We start from the raw sequence: 26,570 nt of genomic DNA, 5'->3' as shown, positions 1-26,570 counted from the left end.
TTGCGCGACATCCTGAGCTTCCTGTGGTCAAACACTCTGTTATTGGATAACAGCGCGATTCGGCGTCCAGCCGGTTCGCTAATAACAGCGGCAAAACGTGCCAGCGATAACGATATTTGAATTATTTGAGTAGGGGTTCACATGCAGGGCACCAGAATTCGGCTTTTGGTTGGTGGATTAGTGCTGGCAGCCACCAGCTATGGTCTCCAGGCAGAAACGCTGCAACCGGATCCGGCCTGGCAGGAAGGCAAGCTGGATAACGGATTTAACTGGCAGTTACTGGCCACACCGCAACGTCCCAGTGACCGCATCGAACTGCGTATGGTGGTGAATACCGGCTCGCTGGTCGAAAGTGCGCAACAGGCGGGCTTCAGCCATCTGCTGCCACGTCTGGCGATGGTGCATAACACCGCGCTCGACACCAACCAGCAGCGGGCGTTATGGCAACAGGCGATGGACCCCCAGCATCCGCTGCCGCCCGTTATCGCCTCCTATGACTTCACGCAATACAACCTCAGCCTGCCCAACAATCGCCCCGAACTGCTGAAAGAAGCCCTGAACTGGCTGGCGGCCACCGCAGGCAACATGGCGATTACCGAGCAGGTGGTGAATACCGCCCTGTCCGCATCCGATCCGGTCGCCACCTGGCCGAAAGATACCCAGGATGTCTGGTGGCGCTATCGTCTGAAAGGTTCGGCATTGCTGGCGCACGATCCCGCAGCGCAACCGCGTGCCCCGGTCGATTTAACCCAGCTGAATGATTTTTACCGTCAGTGGTATACCCCTGATGCGATGACGCTGTACGTGGTGGGTAATGTCGAAAGCCGTAGCCTCTCCGAGCAGATCAACAAAGCGTTTTCGCCGTTGACCGGCAAACGTGAAACCCCTGCGCCGCTGCCAACCTTATCGCCGCTGCCGCACGAGCCGGTTAACCTGGTCAGCGGCAAAATGACGCAGGATCGCCTGTCGCTGGTGTGGGATACGCCGTGGCAACCGATTCGCGACTCCCAGAACCTGCAGCGTTACTGGCAGGGCGATCTGGCGCGTGAAGCGCTGTTCTGGCATGTGCAGCGCACGCTGAGCGACAGCAAAGCGCAGGGCGTGCAGGTCGGTTTTGACTGCCGCGTGCTTTACCAGCGTGCGCAATGCTCAATCAATCTCGATGCACGCAATGAGACGCTGGCGCAGAACATGAATCTGGTGGCGCGTGAACTGGCGGCAGTCCGCGACAAAGGTTTACCGCAGGAGGAGTTTGATGCGCTGATGGCGCAGAAGCTGCTGGAGCTGAATAAGCTGTTCACCACCTATGCCCGCACCGATACCGATGTGTTGATGAGCCAGCGACTGCGCTCGCAGCGGAACTCGGTGGTGGATATCGCGCCGGAGCAGTACCAGAAACTGCGTCAGACCTTTCTTGCCGGTCTGACCCGTGAACAGCTGAATCAGGAGCTGCGTCAGCAACTGAGCCAGGAGCTGATGATGGTGCTGATTCAGCCGGAAGGCGAAGCCGAAACCAACGTCAAAAGCCTGCAAAGTGAGTGGGAAAAGGTGATGGCACCGCCTGTGGTGCCGGCGACCGGCAACGATGCCAGCCAGCCGGACAGCAGCGCCAGCGACATCCAGCCGCCAGCCGCATAATCAGGTTTTCGCCCTGAGCCACTCGGTCACTAACATCGGCCAGCTGGCGAGGGGCAAATCTGCCACGCCGCGGATTCCAAATCCGTGGCCGCCCTTCTGATAGAAATGCACTTCTGCCGGGACATTGTGCTGCCGTAACGCGCCGAAAAACGCCATGCTATGGTTCACCGAAACCGATTCGTCGTCGGCAGCGTGAATCAACAGCGTCGGTGGCACCAGCGGGTGTACCCGCGTTTCCAGTGAATAGGCTTCAATGGTTTTTTGATCCGGCCACGCGCCGAGCAAGCGGGTGCGTGAACCTTCATGCGCCATGCCGTCACGCATGCTGATCACCGGATAGACCAGCACCATCGCATCCGGACGCGGCGAGAAGTTTTCAGCACCATCCTGCACCGGATAGAGCTTCTCGGCGAAACGGGTACCCAGGCTGGCGGCGACGTGACCACCCGCTGAAAAGCCCATCATCACGATATATTTGCCGTTGAGCCCGCGCTGTGCCCGTTCACGCAGCACCCGCACCGCGCGCTGGGCATCGGCCAGCGGCGCATCGGGACCTTCGTGATGACCATCATAAGGCAGCCGGTAGGTCATCACCGCCAGGGTGTAGCCCATTGAGGTGAAGAAGGTCGCCAGCGCGCTTCCTTCGCGGTCGATCATCACGCGATGATAACCGCCGCCCGGCGCGACCAGCAGGGTAATGCCATTCGACTCTACCGGATACCAGATCGCCATTTCCGGGCAGCGTACGCCAGTGGCGGCCCGATCGTAAGGCTCATACTGTTTCGCCATATCGATGATTTGTGGCTGCGCGCGTGAATCGCTGGCGCCTGGCGCATCACCTTGAGGCCAGATATTAATAATTTCTGTGTGCATAACATGTCCTGATGCGAGGAGTGTTTTAATTGTTTTTTTCGCGGCCGGAGAGCACAGCGTCCTGCTGTTGTTGATTAAAAGATGGTCTTTTTTCCGGCGGACGTCCATCCGAAAACGACAAAAATGGCCAGATTCGGACTATGCCTGGTGGCGGGATTTTAAGAGTAACTCACTAATTTTAAAACATAATTTATAAGATGTTCTGGAGGCGCTAGCGGTGCGGGGCCGGCGATTAACGATGATTTATTTGTTTAAGGTAAATGGCCGATACAGCCCGCTTTGTTAGCTGAAATTTACCGGATATTTCGCTGCGGGCTGTTAAGAAGGAATAATGCGTCGGGCGGGTTATCCGTGGTCGTAATAACCGGCCCGCAGCCGTCGTTTAGTCGGGCATCGCCCCGGCCGGGATAATCGCGCCGCGATGCTGAATCACCGTGCTGGCGGTGAGGTGACCGCGCTGTGCCGCCGCTTCTGCTGAAGCACCTGTCAGACGGCGTGCCAGATAACCGGCACTGAACGAGTCGCCAGCGGCGGTGGTGTCGATGATCTTCTCTTTTGCCAGACGGACCGCTGGCACATCAATCAGGGGATCGTCGCTGATGGCAACCAGGCAGGATTCTGCGCCGCGTTTGATCACAATTTCGCTGGCACCGGCCTGACGCGTGCGCGCAATTACCGCCTCCAGCGGCTGTTCGCCCCACAGCAGATGTTCATCATCCAGCGTCAGAAAAGCGATATCGGTGCGGTTGAGCATGGCGCGGTAAGCGGCCTGGGCACTGGCCTGATCGGCCCATAAGCGCGGACGATAGTTGTTATCAAATATCACCTTACCGCCATTGGCGCGACAGCGATCCAGCAGCAGCATCAGTTTATCGCGGCTGGCTGGGGCTAAAATAGCCAGGCTGATCCCGCTCAGATAGAGATAGTCATAGTGCGCCAGCTGCTGACAGATCGCTTCTGACTGAGGACTGTCAAGCCAGTAACGGGCGGCGGCATCGCTGCGCCAGTACCAGAAGGTGCGCTCACCCTCAGCGTCGGTTTCAATCACATACAGGCCAGGCATTTTATTGTCGAGACGCTGGATCAGATCGGTATTGACCTTTTCCTGCTGCCAGGCGGCGATCATCTGATCGCTGAACGAGTCAACACCCAGCGCGGTAACATAATCGACCCGAAGCTGCTGCTGATCCACCTGACGGGCGATGTAGACCGCAGTATTCAGCGTATCACCGCCAAAGCCGCGTTTAATGTTCTCACCTTTTTCGGACAGCTCAATCATGCATTCACCAATAATGGCAATTTTTTTCTGCGTCATGGTTTTAGACCTGTAGTGAAATATCGCCATAGTCTCGCGTCTGGTATGGCAGACGTCAATGCTTTTAAAACGGTGTTTTAATTTAACTTAAGGTGACGAATAGCACCGATCTGGCAGATAAAGCGCGCTATGTTCGGCTTGTTTTGGCGATTGTGTCAGCTCAAAGGTTGTTAGACTTCCCGCTTTGATGTGGCTGGACATTTCATCAAGCGATCACAGGCATGGTCGATAATCACCGTTGAGTCGCCCATTTTGAGCGCTCGTTACCAACCAGGAAAACACCATGGTGATGGAGAGTATTCGTCAATGGCTACCATCTTCAACTGACCTCAACGCCCAACCGGAAACACCCCATTTCTGGCACCAGTGCCAACGATGCTATCGCTTCCAGCCGATTTATCAGGTGACGGGACGGTTGCTGGCAATCGAGCTGCTGACGGCAATTACGCATCCGTTGGCACCTGAAAAAAGCCTGTCGCCGGAAGCCTATTTTGCCGGGCTGGATATCCCCCAGCGGCTGCATGTGGTGCATGAACAACTCGAACTGTTAATGCAGTGGACACCCTTTTTCGAACAACATGGGGTGGTCGCTTCGGTCAACATTGATGGTCCGTCTCTGTTAGCGCTGCAGCATCATCCGGCGATCCGCAGCCTGATTGCTCGTCTGCCCTGGGTACGCTTTGAACTCACAGAGCACCATGTGCTGCCGCAGGAAGAGATGGTGGCGCAGATGCCGGAGCTGGGGCCACTGTGGCTGGATGATTTTGGCTCTGGCATGGCCAATTTCTCGGCGCTGACCGAACTGAAATATGACTACATTAAACTGTCGCGCGAACTGTTTATCCTGCTGCGCAATTCCGACGAAGGACGCAGCCTGTTTTCGATGCTGCTGGCGTTGATCAACCGTTACTGTAATGGCGTCATCGTTGAAGGCGTGGAGACGGAAGAGGAGTGGCAGCAGGTCAGACGCTCACCCGCCATCGCCGCTCAAGGCTATTTCTTTTCGCGCCCGCTTCCCTTTTCTGAATTGAATCATCTCACTATCCAGCTTCCCTGACGCCGTTGCTCACGGTCTCGACTATCTTTAACGGAGACAGTGAACGTGCAAGGAGAAAGCGCAATGTCGCGTACCGGGAAAATAGTCAGTTGGGTAGTAGGGATTCTGCTGTTGTTAATCGTGGTCATCATCGTGGTGATCGCCACCTTTGACTGGAATCGCCTGAAACCCACCATCAATCAGAAAGTCTCAACCGAACTCAATCGGCCCTTTGCAATACGCGGCGATCTGGGCGTTAACTGGGCGCGCAATCCGCAGGAACCGGGCTGGCGACGCTGGGTACCGTGGCCGCAACTGCATGCGGAAGATATCATGCTGGGTAATCCGCCTGATATTGCTGACGTCACCATGGTACATCTGCAGCGGGTCGATGCCACCTTGTCACCGCTGTCGCTGCTGCATAAAGAGCTGTTCATTCCGTGGATTAAGTTGCAGCGACCCGATGCGCGTCTGATTCAGACCGCGGATAAGAAAAATAACTGGACCTTTAACCTCGCTAACAGCGACAGCAAAGATCAGAATGCGGCGCCTTCCGCCTGGTCATTCCGTCTCGATAACATCCTGTTCGATCAGGGCCAGATCCGCTATCGCGATGCCATCAACCACGCCGATGTAACGGTCCAGGTTAACCCGCTGGGTAAACCGGTGCCTTACGCGCAGATCGCTGGCGGAGATGATAAGCAGCAGGGCGCGGGCGATTTTGTTTTCGGCTGGCAGGCGAACGGCACCTATAACGACGAGAAACTCAGTGGTCAGGGCAAAATAGGCGGGATGCTGTCGCTGCGCAGTCAGAACACGCCGTTCCCGGTGCAGGCTGACCTGCGTAACGGCAGCACGCGGGTCCAGGTCACCGGCGGAGTTCAGGACCCGATGAACCTCGGCGGACTCAATGTGCGGCTGCGCTTCTCGGGTGACACACTGGCGAATCTGTACGGGCTGACCGGCGTGTTGTTGCCTGACACTCCTCCGTATGAAACGGACGGTCACCTGATCGCGAAGTTCAGTGGTGAGAAAGGCGCGGTCTACCGCTATGAAAAATTCAACGGCCACATTGGTGACAGCGATATTCACGGTTCGCTGATCTATAGCCAGGGCAAACCGCGGCCGAGACTCAGCGGTGAACTGACTTCAGACCAGCTGCGGATGGCGGATCTGGGTCCGCTGATTGGCGTCGATTCCGGCAAAGGCAGCGACAAAACCGCGCAGGCAAAAGCCCGGCGCGGAGAGAAATCGAGCCAGCCCGCCGATCGGGTATTGCCACATGACCAGTTTGATACCAAAAACTGGGACGTGATGGATGCCGACGTGAAGTTCAGCGGTAAACGTATCGAACACAGCAATTCGCTGCCGTTAAGCGATCTTTATACCCATTTGCAGCTGAAAAACGGCGATCTGCTGCTGGACCCGTTGCGCTTTGGTGTGGCGGGCGGTGCGCTCAACAGCACCATCCGGCTGGAGGGGGATCACTCGCCGATGCGCGGTCGGGTTGACCTTCATATACGTAAGCTGCAGCTGCGTCAGCTCTTCCCGAATGTCGAGGCGATGAAGAACAGCCGTGGCCAGCTCAATGGCGATGCCAGCTTTACCGGCACCGGTAACTCAGTGGCCGATCTGCTGGCGACCAGTAACGGGCAGCTCAAACTGCTGATGAATGATGGGCTGATTAGCCGCAGCCTGATGGAAATTGCCGGACTCAACGTTGGTAACTATGTGGTGGGCAAGCTGTTTGGTGATGATCAGGTGCGCATCAACTGCGCCGCCACCGATCTCAAACTGCAGAATGGTGTGGCGACGCCTAACCTGTTTGTGTTTGATACCGAGAACGCGATTATCAATGTGTCAGGCAATGCAAACTTCGCCAGTGAGCGGCTGGATCTTTCGGTGAATCCGGAGAGTAAAGGCATCCGCATCGTGACGCTGCGCTCCCCGCTCTACGTGCGTGGCACCTTTAAAAATCCGGATGCGGGCGTGAAAACGGGGCCGTTGCTGGCACGGGGTGCCGCTGCCGTGGCGCTGGGCGCGGTCGTGGGGCCGGCAGCGGCGCTGCTGGCACTGATCTCTCCAAGTGATAACGAAGACAACCAGTGCAGCACCGTCCTGCAGCAGATGAAGCAGAAGAAGTAATTAGTTGCGATAGAGCACTTTGATAATGTGATAACCGAAACCGGTCTTTACCGGCCCGTATGGCGTTAACAGCGGGCAGGTAAAGACCGCCTTATCAAATGCCGGCACCATCTGTCCCTGACGAAATTCCCCCAGATCGCCGCCGTTACGGCCGGAGGGACAGGTTGAGTGCTTCTTTGCCAGCTGCTGGAAATTCCCGCCTTTTGCCAGTTTCGCCAGAATCTCTTTTGCCAGTGCTTCCTCTTTCACCAGGATGTGTAAAGCCGCCGCGGTTTTCGCCATGTTGCTATCTCGGTTGTGTATAATTGCCGCCCAGTATAAACCCCTTTCTTTTGATTCAACTGAGCGATTTTCCTATGCGTTTAAACCCCAGCCAACAACGCGCCGTCGAATTTGTTACCGGTCCCTGTCTGGTGCTGGCGGGCGCGGGATCGGGCAAAACCCGCGTAATCACCAATAAAATCGCCCATCTGATTCGGGAGTGTGGCTATCAGGCGCGCCATATCGCCGCGGTCACCTTCACCAATAAAGCGTCTCGTGAGATGAAAGAGCGTGTGGCGCAGACGCTGGGCCGCAAAGAGGCGCGCGGCCTGATGATCTCCACTTTCCATACTTTGGGGCTGGAGATCATCAAGCGTGAAACGGCGGCGCTGGGCATGAAGTCCAACTTTTCGCTGTTTGATGACCAGGACCAGCTCGGATTGCTGAAAGAGCTGACGAAAGAGTGGCTGGAAGAGGATAAAACCCTGTTGCAGCAGCTGATCTCGACCCTCTCGAACTGGAAAAACGATCTGGTCGATCCGCCGCACGCAGCGGCACGGGCGAGTTCAGAGCGCGATAAAATTTTTGCCCACTGCTACGCCCTTTACGACCAGCATCTCAAGTCCTGTAACGTGCTCGATTTTGACGATCTGATCCTGCTGCCGACGCTGCTGTTGCAGCGTAATCAGGAGGTGCGTGAGCGCTGGCAGCAGCGCATTCGCTATCTGCTGGTGGATGAGTATCAGGATACCAACACCAGTCAGTACGAGCTGGTGAAGCTGCTGGTTGGGGTGCGGGCGCGCTTTACCGTGGTGGGCGACGACGATCAGTCGATCTACTCATGGCGCGGGGCACGGCCACAAAACCTGGTGCTGCTGAAAGAAGATTTTCCGGCGCTGGAGGTGGTGAAACTGGAGCAGAATTACCGTTCCTCCCAGCGCATCCTGAAAGCGGCAAATATCCTGATCGCCAATAATCCGCACGTGTTTGAAAAACGCTTGTTCTCTGAACTGGGTCTGGGCAGTGAACTGAAGGTGGTCACCGCCAACAGTGAAGAGCACGAGGCGGAGCGGGTGACCGGCGAACTGATTGCCCACCATTTTATCAACAAGACGCAGTATAAAGACTACGCCATTCTCTACCGCGGCAACCATCAGTCGCGGGTGTTTGAAAAGTTTCTGATGCAGAACCGTATTCCCTATCGCATCTCGGGCGGTACCTCGTTCTTCTCACGCCCGGAGATCAAAGATCTGCTGGCCTATCTGCGTGTGCTGACCAATCCCGACGATGACAGCGCCTTTTTGCGCATCGTCAATACGCCGCGCCGCGAGATTGGCCCGGCGACGCTGCAAAAACTGGGCGAATGGGCCAACCTGCGCAACAAGAGCCTGTTTAACGCCAGCTTTGATGTCGGTCTGGGTCAGACGCTGGGCGGACGCGGACTGGAACATCTGCAACGCTTCACCCACTGGCTGAACGAGATTATCCAGCTGACCGAACGCGAGCCGGTGAATGCGGTACGCGACCTGATTCGCGGTATCGACTATGAAAGCTGGCTGTTCGAAACCTCCGGCAGTCCGAAAGCGGCAGAGATGCGGATGAAGAACGTCAACACGCTGTTTCAGTGGATGACGGAGATGCTGGAAGGCAGCGATCTGGATGAACCGATGACCCTGGCGCAGGTGGTCACGCGCTTTACCCTGCGCGACATGATGGAGCGCGGGGAAAGCGACGAAGAGCTTGATCAGGTGCAGTTAATGACGCTGCATGCGTCTAAAGGCCTGGAATTCCCCTATGTGTTTCTGGTGGGGATGGAAGAGGGACTGTTGCCGCATCAGAGCAGCATCGATGAGAACAATATCGAAGAGGAGCGGCGTCTCGCTTACGTCGGCATCACGCGGGCGCAGAAAGAGCTGACCTTTACCCTCTGCCGTGAACGTCGGCAGTATGGCGAACTGGTGCGGCCGGAGCCGAGCCGTTTTCTGCTGGAACTGCCGCAGGACGATCTGCAGTGGGAGACGGAGCGCAAAGTGGTGAGTGCCGAAGAGCGGATGAAAACCGGACAGAGTCGGGTTGCGGGCCTGCGCGCGATGCTGGATAAGGCGAAGAAAGGCTAAGCCGGTGGAAGAGGGGATGAGGCGACGACAGCGCGCCTCAGGCTGCCTTAACGGGTGCCGGTTACGACAGGGTCAGTAACCAGTGCACATAGGACTGATAATGGCTCTCCTGCTCCAGCAGCTCGCTGCGCAGCGGATGCGCCTCCAGCCAGCCATCAGGTAAAGTCAGATGCAGCGCGTCATCGTCAGCCTGCAGCCGGACTGCCGGCAGGGTGTCGTCGCGACGGCGGCTGGAGAAGATGATCGCCAGACGCAGCAGACGGCACATCCGTTCCGCCAGACGCGGCGGCAGGGCATTCTGCTGCGCCAGTAACGCCAGGTCGATACTGCCGCTCTGATTCTGCAGCAGACAGGCCAGCAACTTCTTCTGCGCCGGGGTAAAGCCGGGCAGATCGAGGTGACGGACCAGATAAGCGGCGTGCTGCGGCGCATGGCGGAAGTCGACGCTCAGGCCAATCTCATGAATGGCGCAGGCGCTGAGCAGCAGGTCACGGCAGCGCTGATCCAGCTTCCACAGGGTAGAGACCTGACGGAAAAAACGTTCTGCCAGCTGGCGGACCCGATCGGCTTGCTCTACGTCGATGCTAAAACGACGCTGGACGTTCTGTAGCGTGCGGGTGCGGATATCGCGGTCGATCGGCAGGTGCAGCATGCCGTAAACCAGCCCTTCACGCAGCGCGCCGCCCGCCAGCGTCATGCTATCAATAGCGAGTTCCTGAAAGATGGCGATCAGAATCGACAGGCCGCTGGGAAACACCAGCGCCCGTTCCAGCGTCAGCCCTTCAATTTCCAGCTCTTCCAGCTTACCGCACTGAATAGCGCGCTGCTTCAGCTGCTGCAGTTTATTCAGGGTAATGCGCTCGTCCATACCCTGCGCCACCATGATCTCCTGCAGCGCCTGCACCGTACCCGACGCGCCGACACAGGCCTGCCAGCCCTGCTCACGCAGTTGCGCGGCAATCGGCTGGATCATCTCGCGCGCCGCCTGTTCCGCCTGGTCAAAGTTCTCCTTCGCCAGGTGACGATCGCTAAAGAAGCGCTCCAGCCAGGTCACGCAGCCCATCGACAGGCTGAATAACACGGTGGCATGCGAACCATCACCGGTCGCCAGCTCGGTGCTGCCGCCGCCGATATCGACCACAAGACGCTGATCGGAACCGCCGGTGGTGTGCGCCACGCCCTGATAAATCAGGCGAGCCTCTTCTTCACCGCTGATGACGTTGATGGTACAGCCGAGAATCTGTTGCGCCGTATCGAGAAATTCCTGCGCATTCGCTGCCAGACGCAGCGTGGCGGTTGCCACCACGCGGATCTGATCGAGAGGGATATCCTGCAGTTGTTCAGAGAACAGTTTGAGGCATTGCCAGCCGCGCGTCATCGCCTCAGCTGACAAATGGTTGCTTTTATCCAGACCGGCCGCAAGGCGTACCTTGCGCTTAATTTTCGCGATGGTCTGAATACTGCCAGACACCTCGCGCACCACCAACATATGAAAGCTGTTAGAACCTAAATCAATCGCAGCATAAAGTGACGATGCGCTTAGCATGGTGAGCTTAACCCGAACGTTTACGGTTGTTGTTGCGTGGCGCACCGCGACGATTAGCGTTGTTGCCTCCGCGACGCGGACCGTTGCCGGTACGGCTGCGTGCCAGACGCTTAGGCGGCGGCAGGTCAGTCAGTAATGCATCGCTGTTGTACTTGCTGACCGGGATGCTGTGACCGATATACTCTTCAATCGCCGGCAGGTTCAGCGCGTACTCTTCACAGGCCAGGCTGATGGAGTGTCCGCTGGCGCCCGCACGACCGGTACGACCGATACGGTGTACGTAATCTTCGCAATCATCCGGCAGATCGTAGTTAAACACGTGCGTCACGGCAGGAATATGCAGGCCCCGGGCGGCAACGTCAGTCGCAACCAGAATATCCACATCCCCTTTGGTGAAGTCGTCAAGAATGCGCAGGCGCTTCTTCTGAGCGACATCGCCGGTCAGCAGGCCGACACGATGACCATCGGCAGCCAGATGGCCCCAGATATCTTCGCAACGGTGCTTGGTGTTGGCGAACACAATGGCGCGATCCGGCCACTCTTCTTCCAGCAGGGTTTGCAGCAGGCGCATTTTTTCTTCGTTAGACGGATAGAAAAGCTCTTCCTGAATGCGGTGGCCGGTTTTCTGTTCCGGTTCCACTTCAACATATTCAGCACTGTTCATGTGCTCAAACGCCAGTTCACGCACCCGATAAGAGAGCGTGGCGGAGAAGAGCATGCTGAGACGCTGGGTCGCTGCCGGCATCCGGCGGAACAGCCAGCGAATGTCTTTAATAAAGCCGAGATCGAACATGCGGTCGGCTTCGTCCAGCACCATCACCTGAATGGCACCGAGGTTAACGTGGTTTTGCTTCGCGTAATCAATCAGACGGCCAGTGGTCCCGACCAGAATATCGACGCCTTGCTCCAGCACTTTCAGCTGTTTATCGTAGCCATCACCGCCGTAGGCGAGGCCCAGTTTCAGGCCGGTTGAGGCGGTTAACGGTTCTGCATCGGCATGAATCTGCACGGCAAGTTCACGCGTTGGCGCGAGAATTAATGCCCGTGGCTGGTTAACCTGACGACCTTCAGGCGCAGGATGAGAGAGAAGATGATGAAACGTTGACGTCAGAAACGCCATCGTTTTGCCGGTACCGGTTTGCGCCTGGCCTGCAACATCACGCCCGGAAAGCGTAAAGGGCAGGGCTAACGCCTGAATCGGCGTGCAGTATTGAAAGCCTTTACTATCAAGGGCTTCAACGACTTTTGGGTGCAGGGCGAAGTCGGAAAACTTCTGTTCAGTTAAGTGTGTTTTGCTCATAGTGTGGTAGAATATCAGCTTACTATCGCTTTACGAAAGCGTATCCGATGAAATAAAGTCAACCTACATTGGTTTATATTACGCCAATTCGCCAGGCATAATCTTGTGGAGTAAAACATGAGCAGCGATAAAATCGTTCATCTGACTGATGACAGTTTCGACACCGACGTGCTGAAAGCCGACGGCGTTACACTGGTAGATTTCTGGGCTGAATGGTGTGGTCCTTGCAAAATGATCGCACCAATCCTTGATGAAGTTGCAGAAGAGTATGATGGCAAACTGACCATCGCTAAGCTGAATATTGATGATAACCCAGGCACGGCACCGAAATACGGCATTCGTGGTATCCCGACGCTGCTGCTGTTTAAAAATGGCGAAGTCGCCGCGACCAAAGTGGGCGCGCTGTCTAAAGGCCAGCTGAAAGAGTTCCTGAACGCCAACCTGGCGTAATTCAGGGCTGAACGTCTGGCAGTGGTGAATTTATCTCCTGCTGCTGGACGTTCGCTTTCAGGCGTGCTAAGTTACCAACACTGCATTACGAACTTACCTTGTAGTTAGCATCTAAAGTTTTCCCTTGTTAAACCCTGTCGCACTGTACCTTATAAAGATAGAACGGTTTAGCAATCTGACGGTTAGCTCCAACTCTGGCATCGCAATCGACCGTCTCCTCGCTTCCAGGTCGCCATCCCAGACGATGATCGTCGAGAAGAGTCGAAAAGAGCCATTAACGGCATGGATTAATTGCCATACCATTCACGACAAACATTTCGAGTATTACCCCGAGTTTAAGAACCCATCACTATGAATCTTACCGAATTAAAGAATACGCCGGTTGCTGAGCTGATTACTCTCGGCGAAAATATGGGGCTGGAAAACCAGGCTCGTATGCGCAAGCAGGACATTATCTTCTCCATCCTGAAGCAGCACGCGAAAAGCGGCGAAGACATCTTTGGTGATGGCGTGCTGGAGATATTACAGGACGGATTTGGATTCCTCCGTTCCGGAGACAGCTCCTACCTCGCCGGTCCTGATGATATCTACGTTTCCCCCAGCCAGATTCGCCGTTTTAACCTCCGCACAGGTGATACCATCTCTGGCAAAATTCGTCCGCCTAAAGAGGGTGAACGTTATTTTGCGCTGTTGAAAGTTAACGAAGTTAACTACGACAAGCCGGAAAATGCGCGTAATAAGATTCTGTTCGAAAACCTCACGCCGCTGCACGCAAATAAACGTCTGCGTATGGAGCGGGGTAATGGCTCAACGGAAGATCTGACGGCACGTGTGCTGGATCTGGCGTCACCGATTGGTCGTGGTCAGCGTGGTCTGATCGTGGCACCGCCAAAAGCCGGTAAAACCATGCTGCTGCAGAATATCGCGCAGAGCCTGGCGTATAACTACCCGGATTGCACCCTGATGGTGTTGCTGATCGACGAACGTCCGGAAGAAGTGACCGAGATGCAGCGTCTGGTGAAAGGCGAAGTTATCGCCTCGACCTTCGATGAGCCTGCTTCGCGCCACGTTCAGGTTGCTGAAATGGTGATCGAAAAGGCCAAGCGTCTGGTTGAGCACAAGAAAGATGTGATCATCCTGCTCGACTCCATCACCCGTCTGGCGCGTGCTTATAACACCGTGGTCCCGGCTTCAGGTAAAGTCCTGACCGGTGGTGTCGATGCCAACGCCCTGCACCGTCCTAAGCGTTTCTTCGGCGCAGCACGTAACGTGGAAGAGGGCGGCAGCCTGACCATCATCGCGACCGCGCTGGTTGATACCGGTTCGAAGATGGATGAGGTGATTTACGAAGAGTTTAAAGGTACCGGTAACATGGAACTGCATCTCTCACGTAAAATTGCTGAAAAACGCGTCTTCCCGGCGATCGATTACAACCGTTCCGGTACGCGTAAAGAAGAGCTGCTCACTTCTCAGGAAGAGCTGCAGAAGATGTGGATCCTGCGCAAAATCATTCACCCAATGGGCGAGATCGACGCGATGGAGTTCCTCATCAACAAGCTGGCGATGACCAAAACCAACGACGAATTCTTCGACATGATGAAGCGTTCCTAATCCGATACTGCAAAGCCGAACCACAGATTCGGCTTTTTTAGCCTAAATGCGCAGAAAATCGACCTTACGCCACGTCTCAACGTGGCGTTTTTCATTTCTGAGCTATAGGATTGAACACTGGCAGGAGCATTAATAATGACTGTGGTAGTGGTGGCGAATAAATGACCGTTCGTGCATCTCTTTATGCAGAATTCGGAATCCGACGCAGCGATAAGCGCATTGTTTCGCGTATTGTTGCCCGTGATGTTAGCTGAGAGCGTTTAACGTGAATTTACTCACTATGAGTACTGAGCTTGGTTTAATTTTTCTCTTTTCCCTGGCTTTCCTCTTTTTTGCCCGAAAAGCAGCTAAAAAAATTGGTCTGGTTGATAAGCCTAACTCACGTAAACGCCATCATGGCGCGATTCCGTTGGTGGGCGGCATTTCTGTGTTTGCAGGTATCTGCTTCACCTTCGCGATAACCAATTATTATCTGCCCCATGCGCTGCTCTATCTGGGGTGCGCCGGGGTGCTGGTGCTGGTTGGCGCACTGGACGATCGTTTCGATATCAGCGTGAAAATCCGTGCCGTGGTGCAGGCGATCGTCGCGGTGGTGATGATGACCGGCGCCAAACTTTATCTGCTGAGCCTTGGGTTTATCGTCGGCCCCTTTGAACTGATTGTCGGCCCGTTTGGCTATGTGCTGACGCTGTTTGCCGTCTGGGCGGCGATTAACGCCTTTAATATGGTTGATGGCATTGACGGCCTGCTCGGCGGACTCTCTTCGGTCACCTTCGCGGCGATGGGCATCATCCTCTACTTTGATGGCCAGACCAGCCTCGCCATGTGGTGTTTTGCGATGATCGCCGCCACGTTACCTTACATCCTGCTTAACCTCGGCTTCCTCGGCCGCCGCTTTAAAGTGTTTATGGGCGATGCCGGCAGCACAATGATCGGCTTCACTATCATCTGGATTCTGCTGGAAACGACGCAGGGTCTGAGCCATCCCATCACTCCCGTCACCGCACTCTGGCTGATCGCCATTCCTTTAATGGACATGGTAGCGATTATGTACCGCCGTCTGCGTAAAGGCATGAGCCCGTTTTCTGCTGACCGCCAGCATATCCACCATCTGATCATGCGCGCTGGTTTTAGCTCACGTCAGGCCTTTGTGCTGATCACCGTTGCTGCCGCGATTCTTGCCGGTATCGGTGTATTGGGTGAATACCTGGCGTTCATCCCGGAATGGGTCATGCTGCTGCTGTTCCTGGTGGCCTTCATGGTTTACGGCTACTGCCTGAAGCATGCCTGGCGCGTGGCGCGACGTGTCCGGCGTCTTAAACGCCGTCTGAGCCATTACCGTAACGCCAAAAACAATTTACCCCGCTAAGCGCTGATAAAGGATAACGCTGCCATGCCTGCTGAGATTGTGGACAACGAACTGGATATTCGCGGCCTGTGTTGCCGTTTATGGCAAGGCAAGCGCTGGATTGTCGGGCTGGCGCTGCTGTTTGCTCTGGTCGCCTGGCTGGCGACCCTGCTGATGAGGCAGGTCTGGAGCACCACCGCGGTTACCGATCGCCCGACCGTCAACATGCTGGGCTCTTACTATGCGCAGCAGCAGTTTCTTGCCAACCTGGATGTGCGCAATAACGCGCTGACGCTCTCTGCTCCCTCGCCCACGGTGATGGATGAGGTCTATCAGGAGTTCACCATGCAACTCGCCTCGTGGGATACGCGCCGCGAGTTCTGGCAGCAAACCGATTATTATAAAAGCCGTAAAACCGGTAACGCGCACAACGATGCCGCGCTGCTCGACGATATGATCAGCAATATTGTGTTCACGCCAGCCGATGCAGCACATAACCTGCCGGACAATGTCCGCCTTAAAGCGGAAACCGCCAGCGATGCCAATAACCTGCTGCGCCAGTACATTGCTTACGCCAGCGAGCGGGCGGCACGCCATCTGAATGAAGAGTTTAAAGGTGCCTGGCAGGCACGGACGGCGCAGCTTCAGGCGCAGGTCAAACGGCAGGAAGATGTGGCTAACGCGGTGTTTCAGCGTCAGCAACATCGCCTGGAGCAGGCGCTGAAGATCGCCAGCCAGCAGGGGATTAATGAAAAGCAGGCGCGCGAAGCCGGGGAAAACCTGGCGGACAGCGATCTGTTTCTGCTGGGCAAGCCGGTGTTACAGGGGCAGCTTGATACCCTGCGCGCCACCGGACCCAACTTCGATATAAGCTATGATCAGAACAGAGCCATGCTGACCACGCTGGTAGCCGGCCCGACACTGAACAGCAAGTTCCAGACTTACCGTTACCTGCGTACCCCGGAAGAGCCGGTGTCGCGTGATAGTCCGCGCCGCCTGTTCATGATGATTATGTGGGGTGCCGTAGGGGCATTGGTGGGTGCTGGTGTGGCGCTGACACGTCGTCCGCGTCTGATCTCAGACCAGCGTCATTGAGAGAAACAGTGTGAAAGTTCTGACAGTATTTGGTACCCGTCCTGAAGCAATTAAAATGGCACCGCTGGTTCAGGCGCTGGCGCAGGATCCGGCTTTTGAATCGCGGCTGTGCGTCACGGCACAGCATCGCGAGATGCTCGATCAGGTGCTGCGCCTGTTTCAGCTGCAGCCGGACTACGACCTCAATATTATGCGACCAGAGCAGGGGCTGACCGAGATCACCTGCCGCATTTTAGAGGGCATGAAGAACGTGTTGCTCGACTTCAAACCGGACATTGTGCTGGTTCACGGCGACACAACCACCACCTTAGCGGCCAGCCTGGCGGCGTTTTATCAGCAAATCCCTGTGGGTCATGTTGAAGCCGGACTGCGCACCGGCGATCTCGCCTCGCCGTGGCCGGAAGAGGGAAACCGCAAACTCACCGGCCATCTTGCCCGTCTCCATTTCACACCGACGTTGCGATCGCGCCAGAATCTGCTGCAGGAAAATCTGCCGGATGCGCGCATCGTGGTGACCGGCAACACGGTGATTGATGCGCTGTTATGGGTGCGCGATCGGGTGCTGGATGACACCAATCTGAATGCTCAGCTGGCGGCCCGCTATCCGTTCCTCGACGACAGCAAGAAGCTGGTGCTGGTCACCGGCCATCGGCGTGAAAGTTTTGGCGACGGATTTGAGCGCATCTGTAGCGCGCTGGCGCAGATTGCGCGTCAGCATCCGGAAGCGCAAATCGTCTATCCGGTGCACCTGAACCCCAACGTTAGCGAGCCGGTTAACCGTATACTTAGCGGCATTGAAAATATCATTCTGATCGAGCCCCAGGAGTATTTGCCTTTTGTCTGGCTGATGAACCGCGCCTGGCTGATTCTCACCGATTCGGGAGGGATTCAGGAGGAAGCCCCATCGCTGGGCAAGCCGGTACTGGTGATGCGTGATACCACCGAGCGGCCCGAAGCGGTCGATGCCGGTACGGTAAAACTGGTGGGGACGGATATTGCCAGAATCGTGGCTGAGGTCAGCACCCTGCTGACTGACGATAACGCCTGGCAGGCGATGAGCCATGCCCATAATCCGTATGGCGATGGCAAAGCCTGTGGCCGTATTTTACAAGCCTTAAAAGATAACCGAGCCGACTTATGAGTTTTGAAACCATTTCCGTGATTGGACTGGGATACATTGGGCTGCCAACGGCAGCCGTTTTTGCCTCAAAGGGAAAAAAAGTGGTGGGCGTTGATATCAATGCCCGTGCGGTTGACACCATTAATCGTGGCGCGATTCATATCGTGGAACCCGATTTAGACCAGGTGGTGCACGCTGCCGTGACGCGCGGCGATTTGCGGGCGACCACCCAGCCGGAAGCCGCTGACGCGTTTCTGATTGCGGTGCCAACGCCGTTCCAGGCGGGCTATCAGCCCGATCTGCGCTTTGTGAAAGCCGCAGCAGAGTCGATCGCGCCGGTCCTGAAACCGGGCGATTTAGTGATTCTTGAATCTACCTCGCCGGTCGGCACCACCGAGCAGATGGCCGCGTGGCTGGCGGCTGCGCGTCCCGATCTGCGTTTCCCGCAGCAGAGTGAGACGCCCGATATTTTTATCGCTTACTGTCCTGAGCGGGTGCTGCCGGGCAAGGTGATGGTAGAGCTGATCAATAACGATCGGGTGATTGGCGGCATGACACCAGCCTGTTCGGCACGCGCCAGTGAACTCTATCGGCTATTTTTGAAAGGCGAATGCGTGGAAACCAACGCCCGCACCGCTGAGATGTGTAAGCTGACCGAAAACAGCTTCCGTGACGTTAATATCGCCTTTGCAAATGAGCTGTCGCTGATTTGCGCCGCTCAGGGGATTAACGTCTGGGAACTGATTGCGCTGGCCAATCGTCATCCGCGCGTTAACATTCTGCAGCCTGGCCCGGGCGTGGGCGGGCACTGCATCGCCGTCGATCCCTGGTTTATCGTGGCGCAGAATCCTGAACTGGCCCGTCTGATTCGGACCGCGCGCGAAGTGAATGACGCCAAGCCGCAATGGGTACTGGATCAGGTCAAAACGGCGGTGGCGGACAGCCTGACGCAAACCGGCAAGCGTGCCAGCGATCTGACCATTGCCTGTTTCGGTCTGGCCTTTAAGCCTGACATTGATGACCTGCGCGAAAGTCCGGCAATGGGCGTTGCGCGACTGATTGCTGACTGGCATAGCGGCACCAGCTGGGTGGTTGAACCGCACATCGATCAGATTCCGGAGGTGCTGAATGACAAAGCCACGCTGGTCTCCAGCGAGCAGGCGCTGGCACAGGCGGACATTCTGGTGATGCTGGTTGATCACCGCGCTTTCCGCGCAGTGGATGCCGCCGCAGTCCGTCAGCAGTGGGTGGTTGATACCAAAGGCGTCTGGCGATGAAACGTTTTCTGGTTACTGGCGGTGCCGGTTTTATCGGCTCGGCACTGGTGCGCTTTCTGATTGCCGAAACTGATCATCAGGTCGTGGTGGTCGATAAACTCAGCTATGCTGGCAACCTGGCTTCGCTAAGCAGCGTCGCCGATTCGCCACGTTTTAACTTTGAGCAGGCTGACATTTGCGATCGCCCGGCGCTCGATCAGATCTTTGACCGCTATCAGCCCGATTGTGTGATGCACCTGGCTGCGGAAAGTCACGTTGATCGCTCTATTGATGGGCCGATTGCCTTTATCGAAACCAACATCGTTGGAACTTACCAGCTGCTGGAAGCTGCACGCTTTTACTGGCAAGCGCTGGATGCTACACGCAAAGCGGCGTTTATTTTCCACCATATCTCAACTGACGAAGTGTTTGGCGATCTGCATGGCAGCGAGGATTACTTCACCGAAACCACGCCTTACGCTCCCAGCAGCCCCTACTCTGCCAGTAAAGCCAGCAGTGATCATTTAGTCCGTGCCTGGCGCCGAACCTACGGTTTGCCGACGCTGGTGACCAACTGTTCAAACAATTATGGTCCATGTCATTTCCCGGAAAAACTGATCCCGCTCACCATCATTAACGCGCTGGCGGGTAAAGCGTTGCCGGTGTACGGCAACGGACAACAGATACGTGACTGGCTCTATGTAGAAGACCATGCCCGCGCACTGTATCAGGTGGTCAGCCAGGGCAAGCCCGGTGAGACTTATAATATTGGTGGCCATAATGAGCGGCGTAATATTGAAGTGGTGGAAACCGTATGCAGCCTGCTGGAAGAGCTGGCGGCAGATCTAAAACCGCAGCGGCTGGCCCATTATCGCGACCTGATTACCTACGTTACCGATCGGCCCGGCCATGACCAGCGTTACGCAATTGACGCCAGTAAGATCGCGCGCGAATTAGGCTGGACGCCGCAGGAAACGTTTGAAAGCGGCATGCGTAAAACAGTCGCCTGGTATCTGGCGAATCCCGACTGGTGGCAAGCCATTCTCGATGGCCGCTACCGTGGCGAGCGCCTCGGCTTATCGCAATAAACAGCGAAAGGAGCAGCGATGAAAGGCATCATTTTAGCCGGAGGATCGGGCACACGTTTACATCCCATCACCCGTGCAGTTTCAAAACAACTGCTGCCGGTCTATGACAAACCGATGATCTATTACCCGCTGTCAGTGCTGATGCTGGCGGGTATTCGCGATATTTTGCTGATTACTACACCAGAAGATCGGGCGCAGTTTGAACGCCTGCTTGGCGACGGGACGGAATTTGGTGTTCGATTGAGTTACGCGGTTCAGCCTCATCCGGATGGGCTGGCGCAGGCGTTTATCATCGGTGAATCTTTTATTGGTGACGACAATTGCTGCCTGGTGCTGGGTGATAATCTTTACTTCGGCCAGGGCTTCAGTCCGAAGCTGAAGAAAGTCGCAGAGCAGAACCGCGGCGCAACTGTGTTTGGTTATCAGGTAATGGATCCCGAACGCTTTGGTGTGGTGGAATTCGATGATGACTTTAAAGCGATTTCTATTGAAGAAAAGCCAGCGCAACCGAAATCCCGCTGGGCGGTCACCGGCCTCTATTTCTACGACAATCAGGTGGTCGACTTCGCCAGACAGGTGAAACCTTCGTCACGCGGCGAACTGGAAATCACTGCTATTAATCAGATGTACCTTGAGCGCGGTGAGCTGACTGTCGAACTGCTGGGAAGGGGATTCGCATGGCTGGATACCGGCACCCATGACAGCCTGGTGGAAGCGAGCATGTTTGTGCAGACGGTCGAAAAGCGCCAGGGCTTTAAAATCGCCTGCCTGGAAGAGATCGCCTGGCGCAACAGCTGGCTGAGTGATGACCAGCTACGTGCGGCCGGCGAAGCGCTGACGAAAACTGGCTACGGCCAATACCTGCTGGATTTATTACATGCCCGTCCACGTCAATATTAATCCCCTTAGCTGGGAGAGCCAGTTCTTCGGTATCGACACCGTGCGGCTGGATCCTAACGGTGATACTGCGCTGGACGCAGCGTTGCAGCATCCCTGCGCGCTGCTGCAGATTAAAGTACCTGCCAGCCAGACCGCACTGATTGATACGCTGCAGCAGCACCGGTTCCAGCTGGTGGAAGGCGAAGCGGACCTGACGCTGGCGATTAAACAGACCGAACGACAGAGCGGCATTCGCATTGCGCGCGAGGCGCAGATTCCGTCACTGCGCGAGGCGGCCTCGCAGCTGTTCAGTCAGAGCCGTTTCCGCGCGCCCTGGTATGCGCCCGACGCCAGCGGGCGTTTCTACGCCCAGTGGATTGAAAATGCGGTGCGTGGCACCTTTGATCACCAATGCCTGGTAGCTGCGGATGCCACAGGCCAACTGCAGGGTTTCGTCTCGTTGCGTGAAGTGGACGGTGATGCCCGCATCGGCTTGCTGGCGGTGCTGCCTGACGCGCAGGGCCAGGGGCTGGGTCAGCGGCTGATGCTGGCGGCAGCAGACTGGGCGCGGGCGCGGCAGCTGGCGCAGCTCCATGTCGCCACTCAGCTCAGCAATCTTACGGCGATGCGCCTCTATTTACGCAGCGGTGCCCGCATCGACAGCACCGCCTACTGGTTCTACAGGAAAGGTCATGATTCCATTTAACGCACCCCCGGTTGTGGGCACCGAAATTGAGTACATGCAGTCGGCAATGAACAGCGGCAAGCTGTGCGGAGACGGCGGTTTTACCCGTCGCTGCCAGCAGTGGATGGAGCAGCGCTTTGGCAGCAAAAAAGTGCTGCTGACGCCTTCCTGTACCGCGTCGCTGGAGATGGCGGCGCTGTTGATCGATCTGCAGCCTGGCGATGAAGTGATCATGCCGAGCTACACCTTTGTCTCTACTGCCAACGCCTTTGTGCTGCGCGGTGCGCGCATTGTGTTTGTCGATGTGCGTCCAGACACCATGAACATTGATGAAACGCTGATCGAAGCGGCCATCACTGAAAAAACCCGCGCCATCGTGCCGGTGCACTACGCAGGCGTGGCCTGTGAAATGGACACCATTATGGCGCTGGCGGCGAAGCATAATCTGTTTGTGATAGAAGATGCGGCGCAGGGCGTGATGTCACGCTACAAAGGCCGTGCGCTGGGCACCATCGGCCATATTGGCTGCTTCAGCTTCCATGAAACCAAAAACTACACCGCCGGCGGCGAAGGTGGCGCGACACTGATCAATGATGCCAGCCTGGTCGAACGCGCCGAGATCATCCGGGAAAAAGGCACTAACCGTAGCCAGTTCTTTCGCGGTCAGGTGGATAAATATACCTGGCGCGATATGGGGTCGAGCTACCTGATGGCCGATCTGCAGGCGGCCTATCTCTGGGCGCAGCTGGAAGCGGCCGAACGTATTAATCAGCAACGGCTGCGTCTCTGGCAGCGTTACTACGATGCGCTTCAGCCGCTGGCGGAGCAGGGGCGCATCGATCTGCCGGTGATCCCTGCCAGCTGCGAGCACAATGCGCATATGTTCTACATCAAACTGCGCGATCAGGACGATCGTCAGGCGCTGATCAACTGGATGAAAGAAGCCGAGATACTGACGGTGTTCCACTACATTCCGCTGCACAGTTCACCCGCCGGTCAGCGCTTTTCGCAGTTTGCTGGCGTCGATCGTTTCACCACGGTGGAAAGTGAGCGTCTGCTGCGCCTGCCGCTGTTTTACAACCTGTCGGATAATAACCAGAGCACGGTTATCAGCTCGCTGCTGAGCTTCTTTTCCTGATGTCACTCGCCAGAGCCTCGGTGTGGACCGCCTCGTCCACGCTGGTAAAAATTGTTGCCGGGTTACTGGTGGTCAAACTGCTGGCGGTCAGCTTCGGGCCGGAAGGCGTCGGTCAGGCTGGAAACTTTCGTCAGCTGATCACCGTACTGGGCGTGCTGGCCGGTGCCGGCATTTTCAACGGCGTGACCAGCTATGTGGCGCAATATCAGCAGCAGCCGGAGCAGTTGCGGGCGCTGGTCGGTACCGCGTCGACCATGGTGCTGGGCTTTTCCGGCGTACTGGCGCTGCTGTTCCTGCTGGCGGCTGGGCCGATCAGCCATGCGCTGTTTGGTCACGATCGCTATCAGAACGTGATCCGCGTGGTGGCGTTTCTTCAGCTCGGCATTGCCTGGGCGAACTTTAGTCTGGCATTGCTGAAAGGCTATCGTGATGCGCGCGGCAATGCGCTGGCGCTGATTCTCGGCAGCCTGATTGGGGTCGCCGGCTATCTGCTGTGCTGGTGGTTTGGCGGTTATCAGGGCGCACTGATCGGGCTGGCGCTGGTACCGGCGTTACTGCTTCTACCGGCGATGGCGCTGCTGAAACGCCGCATCCCTTTGCCGCTCAGCTGGCTGCGTCCGCAATGGCAGCCTGAACTGGCCCGTAACCTGACCAAATATACCCTGATGGCGCTGATTACCACCGTAACGCTGCCGGTGGCCTGGGTGATGATGCGTAACCTGCTGGCGGCGCAGCAGGGCTGGGCGCAGGTCGGTCTCTGGCAGGGCGTGACCAGCATCTCTGATGCCTACCTGCAATTTATCACCGCTACCTTCAGCGTCTGGCTGCTGCCGACGTTGGCGCGACTGGATAACAAACGCGATATCGCGCTGGAAATAGGGCGTGCTCTGCGCTTTGTGCTGCCGGCGGTGGCGGTGGCCAGTTTTGGCGTCTGGGTTCTGCGTGATATTGCCATCAGCCTGCTGTTTTCCGATGCGTTTCGCGGCATGCGCGATCTGTTTATCTGGCAACTGTGTGGCGATGTTTTTAAAGTGGGCGCCTACGTTTTCGGATATCTGGTGATCGCCAAAGCCTCGCTGCGCTTTTATGTTCTGACTGAGATCAGCCAGTTTGTGTTGCTGACGCTGTTCTCACGCTGGCTGATCCCGTTACATGGCGCAACGGGTGCGGCGCAGGCCTACATGTTTACCTATATGGCTTATTTCGCCCTGTGTTGTGGCGCCTTTATGATTTATTGCCGGAAAAAATGACTTTAATTCACGTTCTGGGATCGGATATTCCCCACCACAACCTTACGGTGCTGCGCTTTTTCAACGACGTACTGAGCGTTGAACAGCCTGCGGCCAAACCTCGCCACTTTATGGTGGTGACGCAGCAGCCTGAGAGCGTAGCGCCGTTCGGTGCCTTACAGATTGAGTGCTTTACCAGTAAAAAGGCGCTGGCGCAGGCGGTATTGCAGCGGGCCAGCAATCGTCAGCAACGCTTTTTCTGCCACGGCCAGTTCAATCCCTGGATCTGGCTGGCGCTACTCAGCGGTAAGCTGCAGCGTTCCCAGCTGTTCTGGCACGTCTGGGGCGCCGATCTGTATGAAGATTCACGCAGCCTGAAGTTTCGCCTGTTCTATTTTCTGCGCCGGATGGCGCAGGGACGGGTGGCGCAGGTTTTTGCCACCCGCGGCGATCTGCATCATTACCAGCAGCGCCATCGTCGGGTGCCGGGCGCGTTGCTCTATTTCCCGACCCGCATGCCGGAAGTCGCGATTCACTCTGCGCCCGATCCGACGTTTACTCTGCTGCTGGGAAATTCAGGCGATCCCAGCAACCGGCACATTGATGGATTGAAGGCGATTCGCGCGCAGTTTGGCGACCAGGTGCGCATCGAGGTGCCGTTGGGTTATCCGCCGAACAATCAGGCTTATATCAGTCAGGTGCAGGCAGCGGCTGAGGCGTTGTTTCCGCAGGGTCAGGTGAACCTGATCACTGAAAAAATGGCGTTTGATAACTATTTAGCGCTGCTGGCGCGCTGCCATGTCGGTTATTTTATGTTTGAACGCCAGCAAGGCATCGGGACTTTATGCCTGTTGATTCAGGCCAACGTGCCGTTTGTTCTGAGTCGTAAAAATCCGTTCTGGCGGGATGTAGCGGAGCAGCAGCTGCCGGTGCTGTTCAGTGAGGATGCGCTGACGCCAGCGGTCGTTGCCGAAGCACGCCGTCAGCTGGCTGGCTGCGATAAGCAGGCGATCGCCTTTTTTGCCCCCGGCTATCTGGCGGGATGGCGCAACGCATTACGCCTCAGCGAAGGGGAGTTGTCATGAGCCTTATGCAGTTTAGCGGTCTGCTGATGGTTTATCTGCTGTCGCTGGGGTTTATTCTGACCCTGACCTGGCGGGAGTTTAAGCGGGTGCGTTTTAACTTTCACCTGTTCTTCACTCTGCTGTTTTTACTGACCTTCTACTTTGGTTTTCCGCTGACCAGCATACTGGTGTTCCGCTTCAATGTCGGGGTCGTGCCGGTGCCCTCACTGCTGGAGGCGCTGCTGTCGGCCACAGGTTTTTATGCCATCTACTACGTTAGCTATAAGGTACGGCTGAGGCCCGCTAATGCTCCGCCCGCTAAACCCTGGCTGCAGATGAATCGGGTCGAAACCCATCTGACCTGTGTCATTCTGGCGCTGGTGGCGCTGGGTACCGTGACGGTGTTTTTCATCCACAATGGGTTTCTGCTGTTCCGCCTGACCGCCTATAACCAGATTTTTTCCAGTGAAGTCTCTGGCGTGGCGCTGAAACGCTTCTTCTATTTCTTTATTCCGGCGATGCTGATCCCCTATTTTTTGCGTCCGACGCAGCGCAACTGGCTGCTGTTTCTGGTGGTGACAGTCGCGTTTGGTTTGCTGACCTATGCGCTGGTCGGCGGGACCCGGGCCAATATTATTATCGCCTTCGCCCTGTTTCTGTTTATCGGCATCACCCGCGGCTGGATTACGCTGTGGATGCTGGCGACCGCAGGCGTCATGGCGATTGCCGGAATGTTCTGGCTGGCGCTGCGCCGTTACAACCTCGACGTCATGGGCGATGAAGCGTTTTACACCTTCCTTTACCTGACGCGTGATACCTTCTCGCCGTGGGAGAATCTGGCGTTACTGCTGGATAACTATGCCCGTATTGAGTTCCAGGGGCTGGCGCCGCTGTGGCGTGACTTTTATGTCTTTATCCCCAGCTGGCTGTGGCCGGATCGTCCGCTGGCGGTGCTGAACAGCGCAAACTACTTCACCTGGGAAGTGCTGAACAACCACTCGGGACTGGCCATTTCACCGACGCTGATCGGCTCGCTGGTGGTAATGGGTGGCGTCTGGGCGATTCCTGTTGGCGCGGTGGCGGTGGGGATGATTATTAAAGCCTTCGATGCGCTCTATGCGCGCGGCTGCCAGGAAACCAATCGCTACAGCGGGGCGATCCTGCAAAGTTTCTGTTTTGGTGCGGTGTTCAACATGATCGTGCTGGCCCGTGAAGGGCTGGATGCGTTTGGCTCACGCGTGGTGTTTTTCGCGATTATTTTTGCCGCCTGCCTGGGCCTGGCTAAATTACTATTCTGGTTATTGGATCGCGCTGGTTTAATTCGCGACCGCAGCAGGCGGGTGTTACATAGCCCCTCCTGAATAACCTCTGGGATT

22 protein-coding genes are annotated in these 26,570 nt (G+C 56.4%); 17 read left to right on the top strand and 5 right to left on the bottom strand.

All coding sequences use genetic code 11. The annotated features are described in order from the left end of the window. The first annotated feature begins 141 nt into the window (after positions 1-141). Positions 142-1,638 (top strand): M16 family metallopeptidase, encoded by a 1,497-nt coding sequence (locus tag LZU96_RS19400; RefSeq protein ID WP_233985679.1) that lies wholly within the window; start codon positions 142-144, stop codon positions 1,636-1,638. Here LZU96_RS19400 and LZU96_RS19395 read toward each other — a convergent pair whose 3' ends face one another. Then, positions 1,639-2,511, bottom strand: a complete 873-nt coding sequence (locus LZU96_RS19395) for an alpha/beta hydrolase (protein ID WP_233985678.1) — start codon at positions 2,509-2,511, stop codon at positions 1,639-1,641. A 382-nt stretch (positions 2,512-2,893) separates the two neighbouring features. After that, the gene (locus tag LZU96_RS19390; protein WP_233985677.1) at positions 2,894-3,826 is read right to left on the bottom strand and encodes a sugar kinase; all 933 of its coding nucleotides are present in this window, start codon (positions 3,824-3,826) and stop codon (positions 2,894-2,896) included. Positions 3,827-4,109: 283 nt separating this feature from the next. Here LZU96_RS19390 and pdeH point away from each other — a divergent pair, with 283 nt between their 5' ends. Together pdeH and LZU96_RS19380 are read left to right on the top strand one after the other, a co-directional pair. Continuing rightward, positions 4,110-4,883, top strand: coding sequence for a cyclic-guanylate-specific phosphodiesterase (pdeH, locus tag LZU96_RS19385; protein ID WP_233985676.1), 774 nt, complete (start codon positions 4,110-4,112; stop codon positions 4,881-4,883). Positions 4,884-4,946: 63 nt separating this feature from the next. Next, complete coding sequence (locus tag LZU96_RS19380; RefSeq protein WP_233985674.1) at positions 4,947-7,007, top strand: AsmA family protein; 2,061 nt, start codon at positions 4,947-4,949, stop codon at positions 7,005-7,007. On the opposite strand, the gene ppiC is transcribed toward LZU96_RS19380, so the two are convergent. After that, positions 7,008-7,289 (bottom strand): peptidylprolyl isomerase PpiC, encoded by a 282-nt coding sequence (gene ppiC / locus LZU96_RS19375; protein WP_010257386.1) that lies wholly within the window; start codon positions 7,287-7,289, stop codon positions 7,008-7,010. A gap of 74 nt (positions 7,290-7,363) precedes the next feature. Here ppiC and rep point away from each other — a divergent pair, with 74 nt between their 5' ends. Continuing rightward, positions 7,364-9,385 (top strand): DNA helicase Rep, encoded by a 2,022-nt coding sequence (gene rep, locus LZU96_RS19370; protein ID WP_233985673.1) that lies wholly within the window; start codon positions 7,364-7,366, stop codon positions 9,383-9,385. Between the two features lie 61 nt (positions 9,386-9,446). Here rep and gppA read toward each other — a convergent pair whose 3' ends face one another. Both gppA and rhlB read right to left on the bottom strand, forming a co-directional pair. Then, positions 9,447-10,931: a guanosine-5'-triphosphate,3'-diphosphate diphosphatase gene (gene gppA, locus LZU96_RS19365; RefSeq protein WP_233985672.1), complete on the bottom strand. Its 1,485-nt coding sequence runs from the start codon at positions 10,929-10,931 to the stop codon at positions 9,447-9,449. A gap of 7 nt (positions 10,932-10,938) precedes the next feature. Then, positions 10,939-12,231 (bottom strand): ATP-dependent RNA helicase RhlB, encoded by a 1,293-nt coding sequence (gene rhlB / locus LZU96_RS19360; RefSeq protein ID WP_094120961.1) that lies wholly within the window; start codon positions 12,229-12,231, stop codon positions 10,939-10,941. A 117-nt stretch (positions 12,232-12,348) separates the two neighbouring features. On the opposite strand from rhlB, the gene trxA reads away from it, so the two are divergent. The 13 genes from trxA to wzyE all read left to right on the top strand — a co-directional run bounded on the left by trxA (position 12,349) and on the right by wzyE (position 26,555). After that, positions 12,349-12,681, top strand: coding sequence for a thioredoxin TrxA (gene trxA / locus LZU96_RS19355; protein WP_003851963.1), 333 nt, complete (start codon positions 12,349-12,351; stop codon positions 12,679-12,681). A gap of 351 nt (positions 12,682-13,032) precedes the next feature. Beyond that, positions 13,033-14,292, top strand: coding sequence for a transcription termination factor Rho (gene rho, locus LZU96_RS19350; RefSeq protein ID WP_031375060.1), 1,260 nt, complete (start codon positions 13,033-13,035; stop codon positions 14,290-14,292). Positions 14,293-14,572: 280 nt separating this feature from the next. After that, positions 14,573-15,661 (top strand): UDP-N-acetylglucosamine--undecaprenyl-phosphate N-acetylglucosaminephosphotransferase, encoded by a 1,089-nt coding sequence (gene wecA / locus LZU96_RS19345; protein WP_233985671.1) that lies wholly within the window; start codon positions 14,573-14,575, stop codon positions 15,659-15,661. A 24-nt stretch (positions 15,662-15,685) separates the two neighbouring features. Beyond that, positions 15,686-16,735: an ECA polysaccharide chain length modulation protein gene (gene wzzE / locus LZU96_RS19340; protein ID WP_233985670.1), complete on the top strand. Its 1,050-nt coding sequence runs from the start codon at positions 15,686-15,688 to the stop codon at positions 16,733-16,735. A 10-nt stretch (positions 16,736-16,745) separates the two neighbouring features. Continuing rightward, a complete protein-coding gene (gene wecB, locus LZU96_RS19335) occupies positions 16,746-17,876 on the top strand; it encodes a non-hydrolyzing UDP-N-acetylglucosamine 2-epimerase (RefSeq protein ID WP_262287777.1) in 1,131 nt (376 codons plus the stop codon). Further along, positions 17,873-19,132, top strand: a complete 1,260-nt coding sequence (gene wecC, locus LZU96_RS19330) for a UDP-N-acetyl-D-mannosamine dehydrogenase (protein ID WP_233985669.1) — start codon at positions 17,873-17,875, stop codon at positions 19,130-19,132. Before wecB ends, wecC begins: the two co-directional genes overlap by 4 nt. Beyond that, entirely contained in the window at positions 19,129-20,199 is a 1,071-nt protein-coding gene (gene rfbB, locus LZU96_RS19325; protein ID WP_233985668.1) for a dTDP-glucose 4,6-dehydratase, read from the top strand. Before wecC ends, rfbB begins: the two co-directional genes overlap by 4 nt. An 18-nt stretch (positions 20,200-20,217) precedes the next feature. After that, a complete protein-coding gene (gene rfbA, locus LZU96_RS19320) occupies positions 20,218-21,099 on the top strand; it encodes a glucose-1-phosphate thymidylyltransferase RfbA (protein WP_233985667.1) in 882 nt (293 codons plus the stop codon). Beyond that, positions 21,077-21,784, top strand: a complete 708-nt coding sequence (rffC, locus tag LZU96_RS19315; protein WP_233985666.1) for a dTDP-4-amino-4,6-dideoxy-D-galactose acyltransferase — start codon at positions 21,077-21,079, stop codon at positions 21,782-21,784. The genes rfbA and rffC overlap by 23 nt, the downstream gene beginning before the upstream one ends. Then, positions 21,771-22,901: a dTDP-4-amino-4,6-dideoxygalactose transaminase gene (gene rffA / locus LZU96_RS19310; RefSeq protein WP_233985665.1), complete on the top strand. Its 1,131-nt coding sequence runs from the start codon at positions 21,771-21,773 to the stop codon at positions 22,899-22,901. Before rffC ends, rffA begins: the two co-directional genes overlap by 14 nt. Continuing rightward, positions 22,901-24,151, top strand: a complete 1,251-nt coding sequence (wzxE, locus tag LZU96_RS19305; RefSeq protein WP_233985664.1) for a lipid III flippase WzxE — start codon at positions 22,901-22,903, stop codon at positions 24,149-24,151. The genes rffA and wzxE overlap by 1 nt, the downstream gene beginning before the upstream one ends. Further along, a complete protein-coding gene (locus LZU96_RS19300) occupies positions 24,148-25,215 on the top strand; it encodes a TDP-N-acetylfucosamine:lipid II N-acetylfucosaminyltransferase (protein ID WP_233985662.1) in 1,068 nt (355 codons plus the stop codon). Before wzxE ends, LZU96_RS19300 begins: the two co-directional genes overlap by 4 nt. Then, positions 25,212-26,555: an ECA oligosaccharide polymerase gene (gene wzyE / locus LZU96_RS19295; protein WP_233985661.1), complete on the top strand. Its 1,344-nt coding sequence runs from the start codon at positions 25,212-25,214 to the stop codon at positions 26,553-26,555. Before LZU96_RS19300 ends, wzyE begins: the two co-directional genes overlap by 4 nt. Positions 26,556-26,570 lie beyond the last annotated feature (15 nt).

The organism is Pantoea agglomerans (genome assembly GCF_021397715.1).
Classification (GTDB): Bacteria; Pseudomonadota; Gammaproteobacteria; order Enterobacterales; family Enterobacteriaceae; genus Pantoea; species Pantoea astica.
The sequence above is the reverse complement of the archived record's forward strand: the minus strand, read 5'-3'. Positions and strand labels throughout refer to the sequence as shown.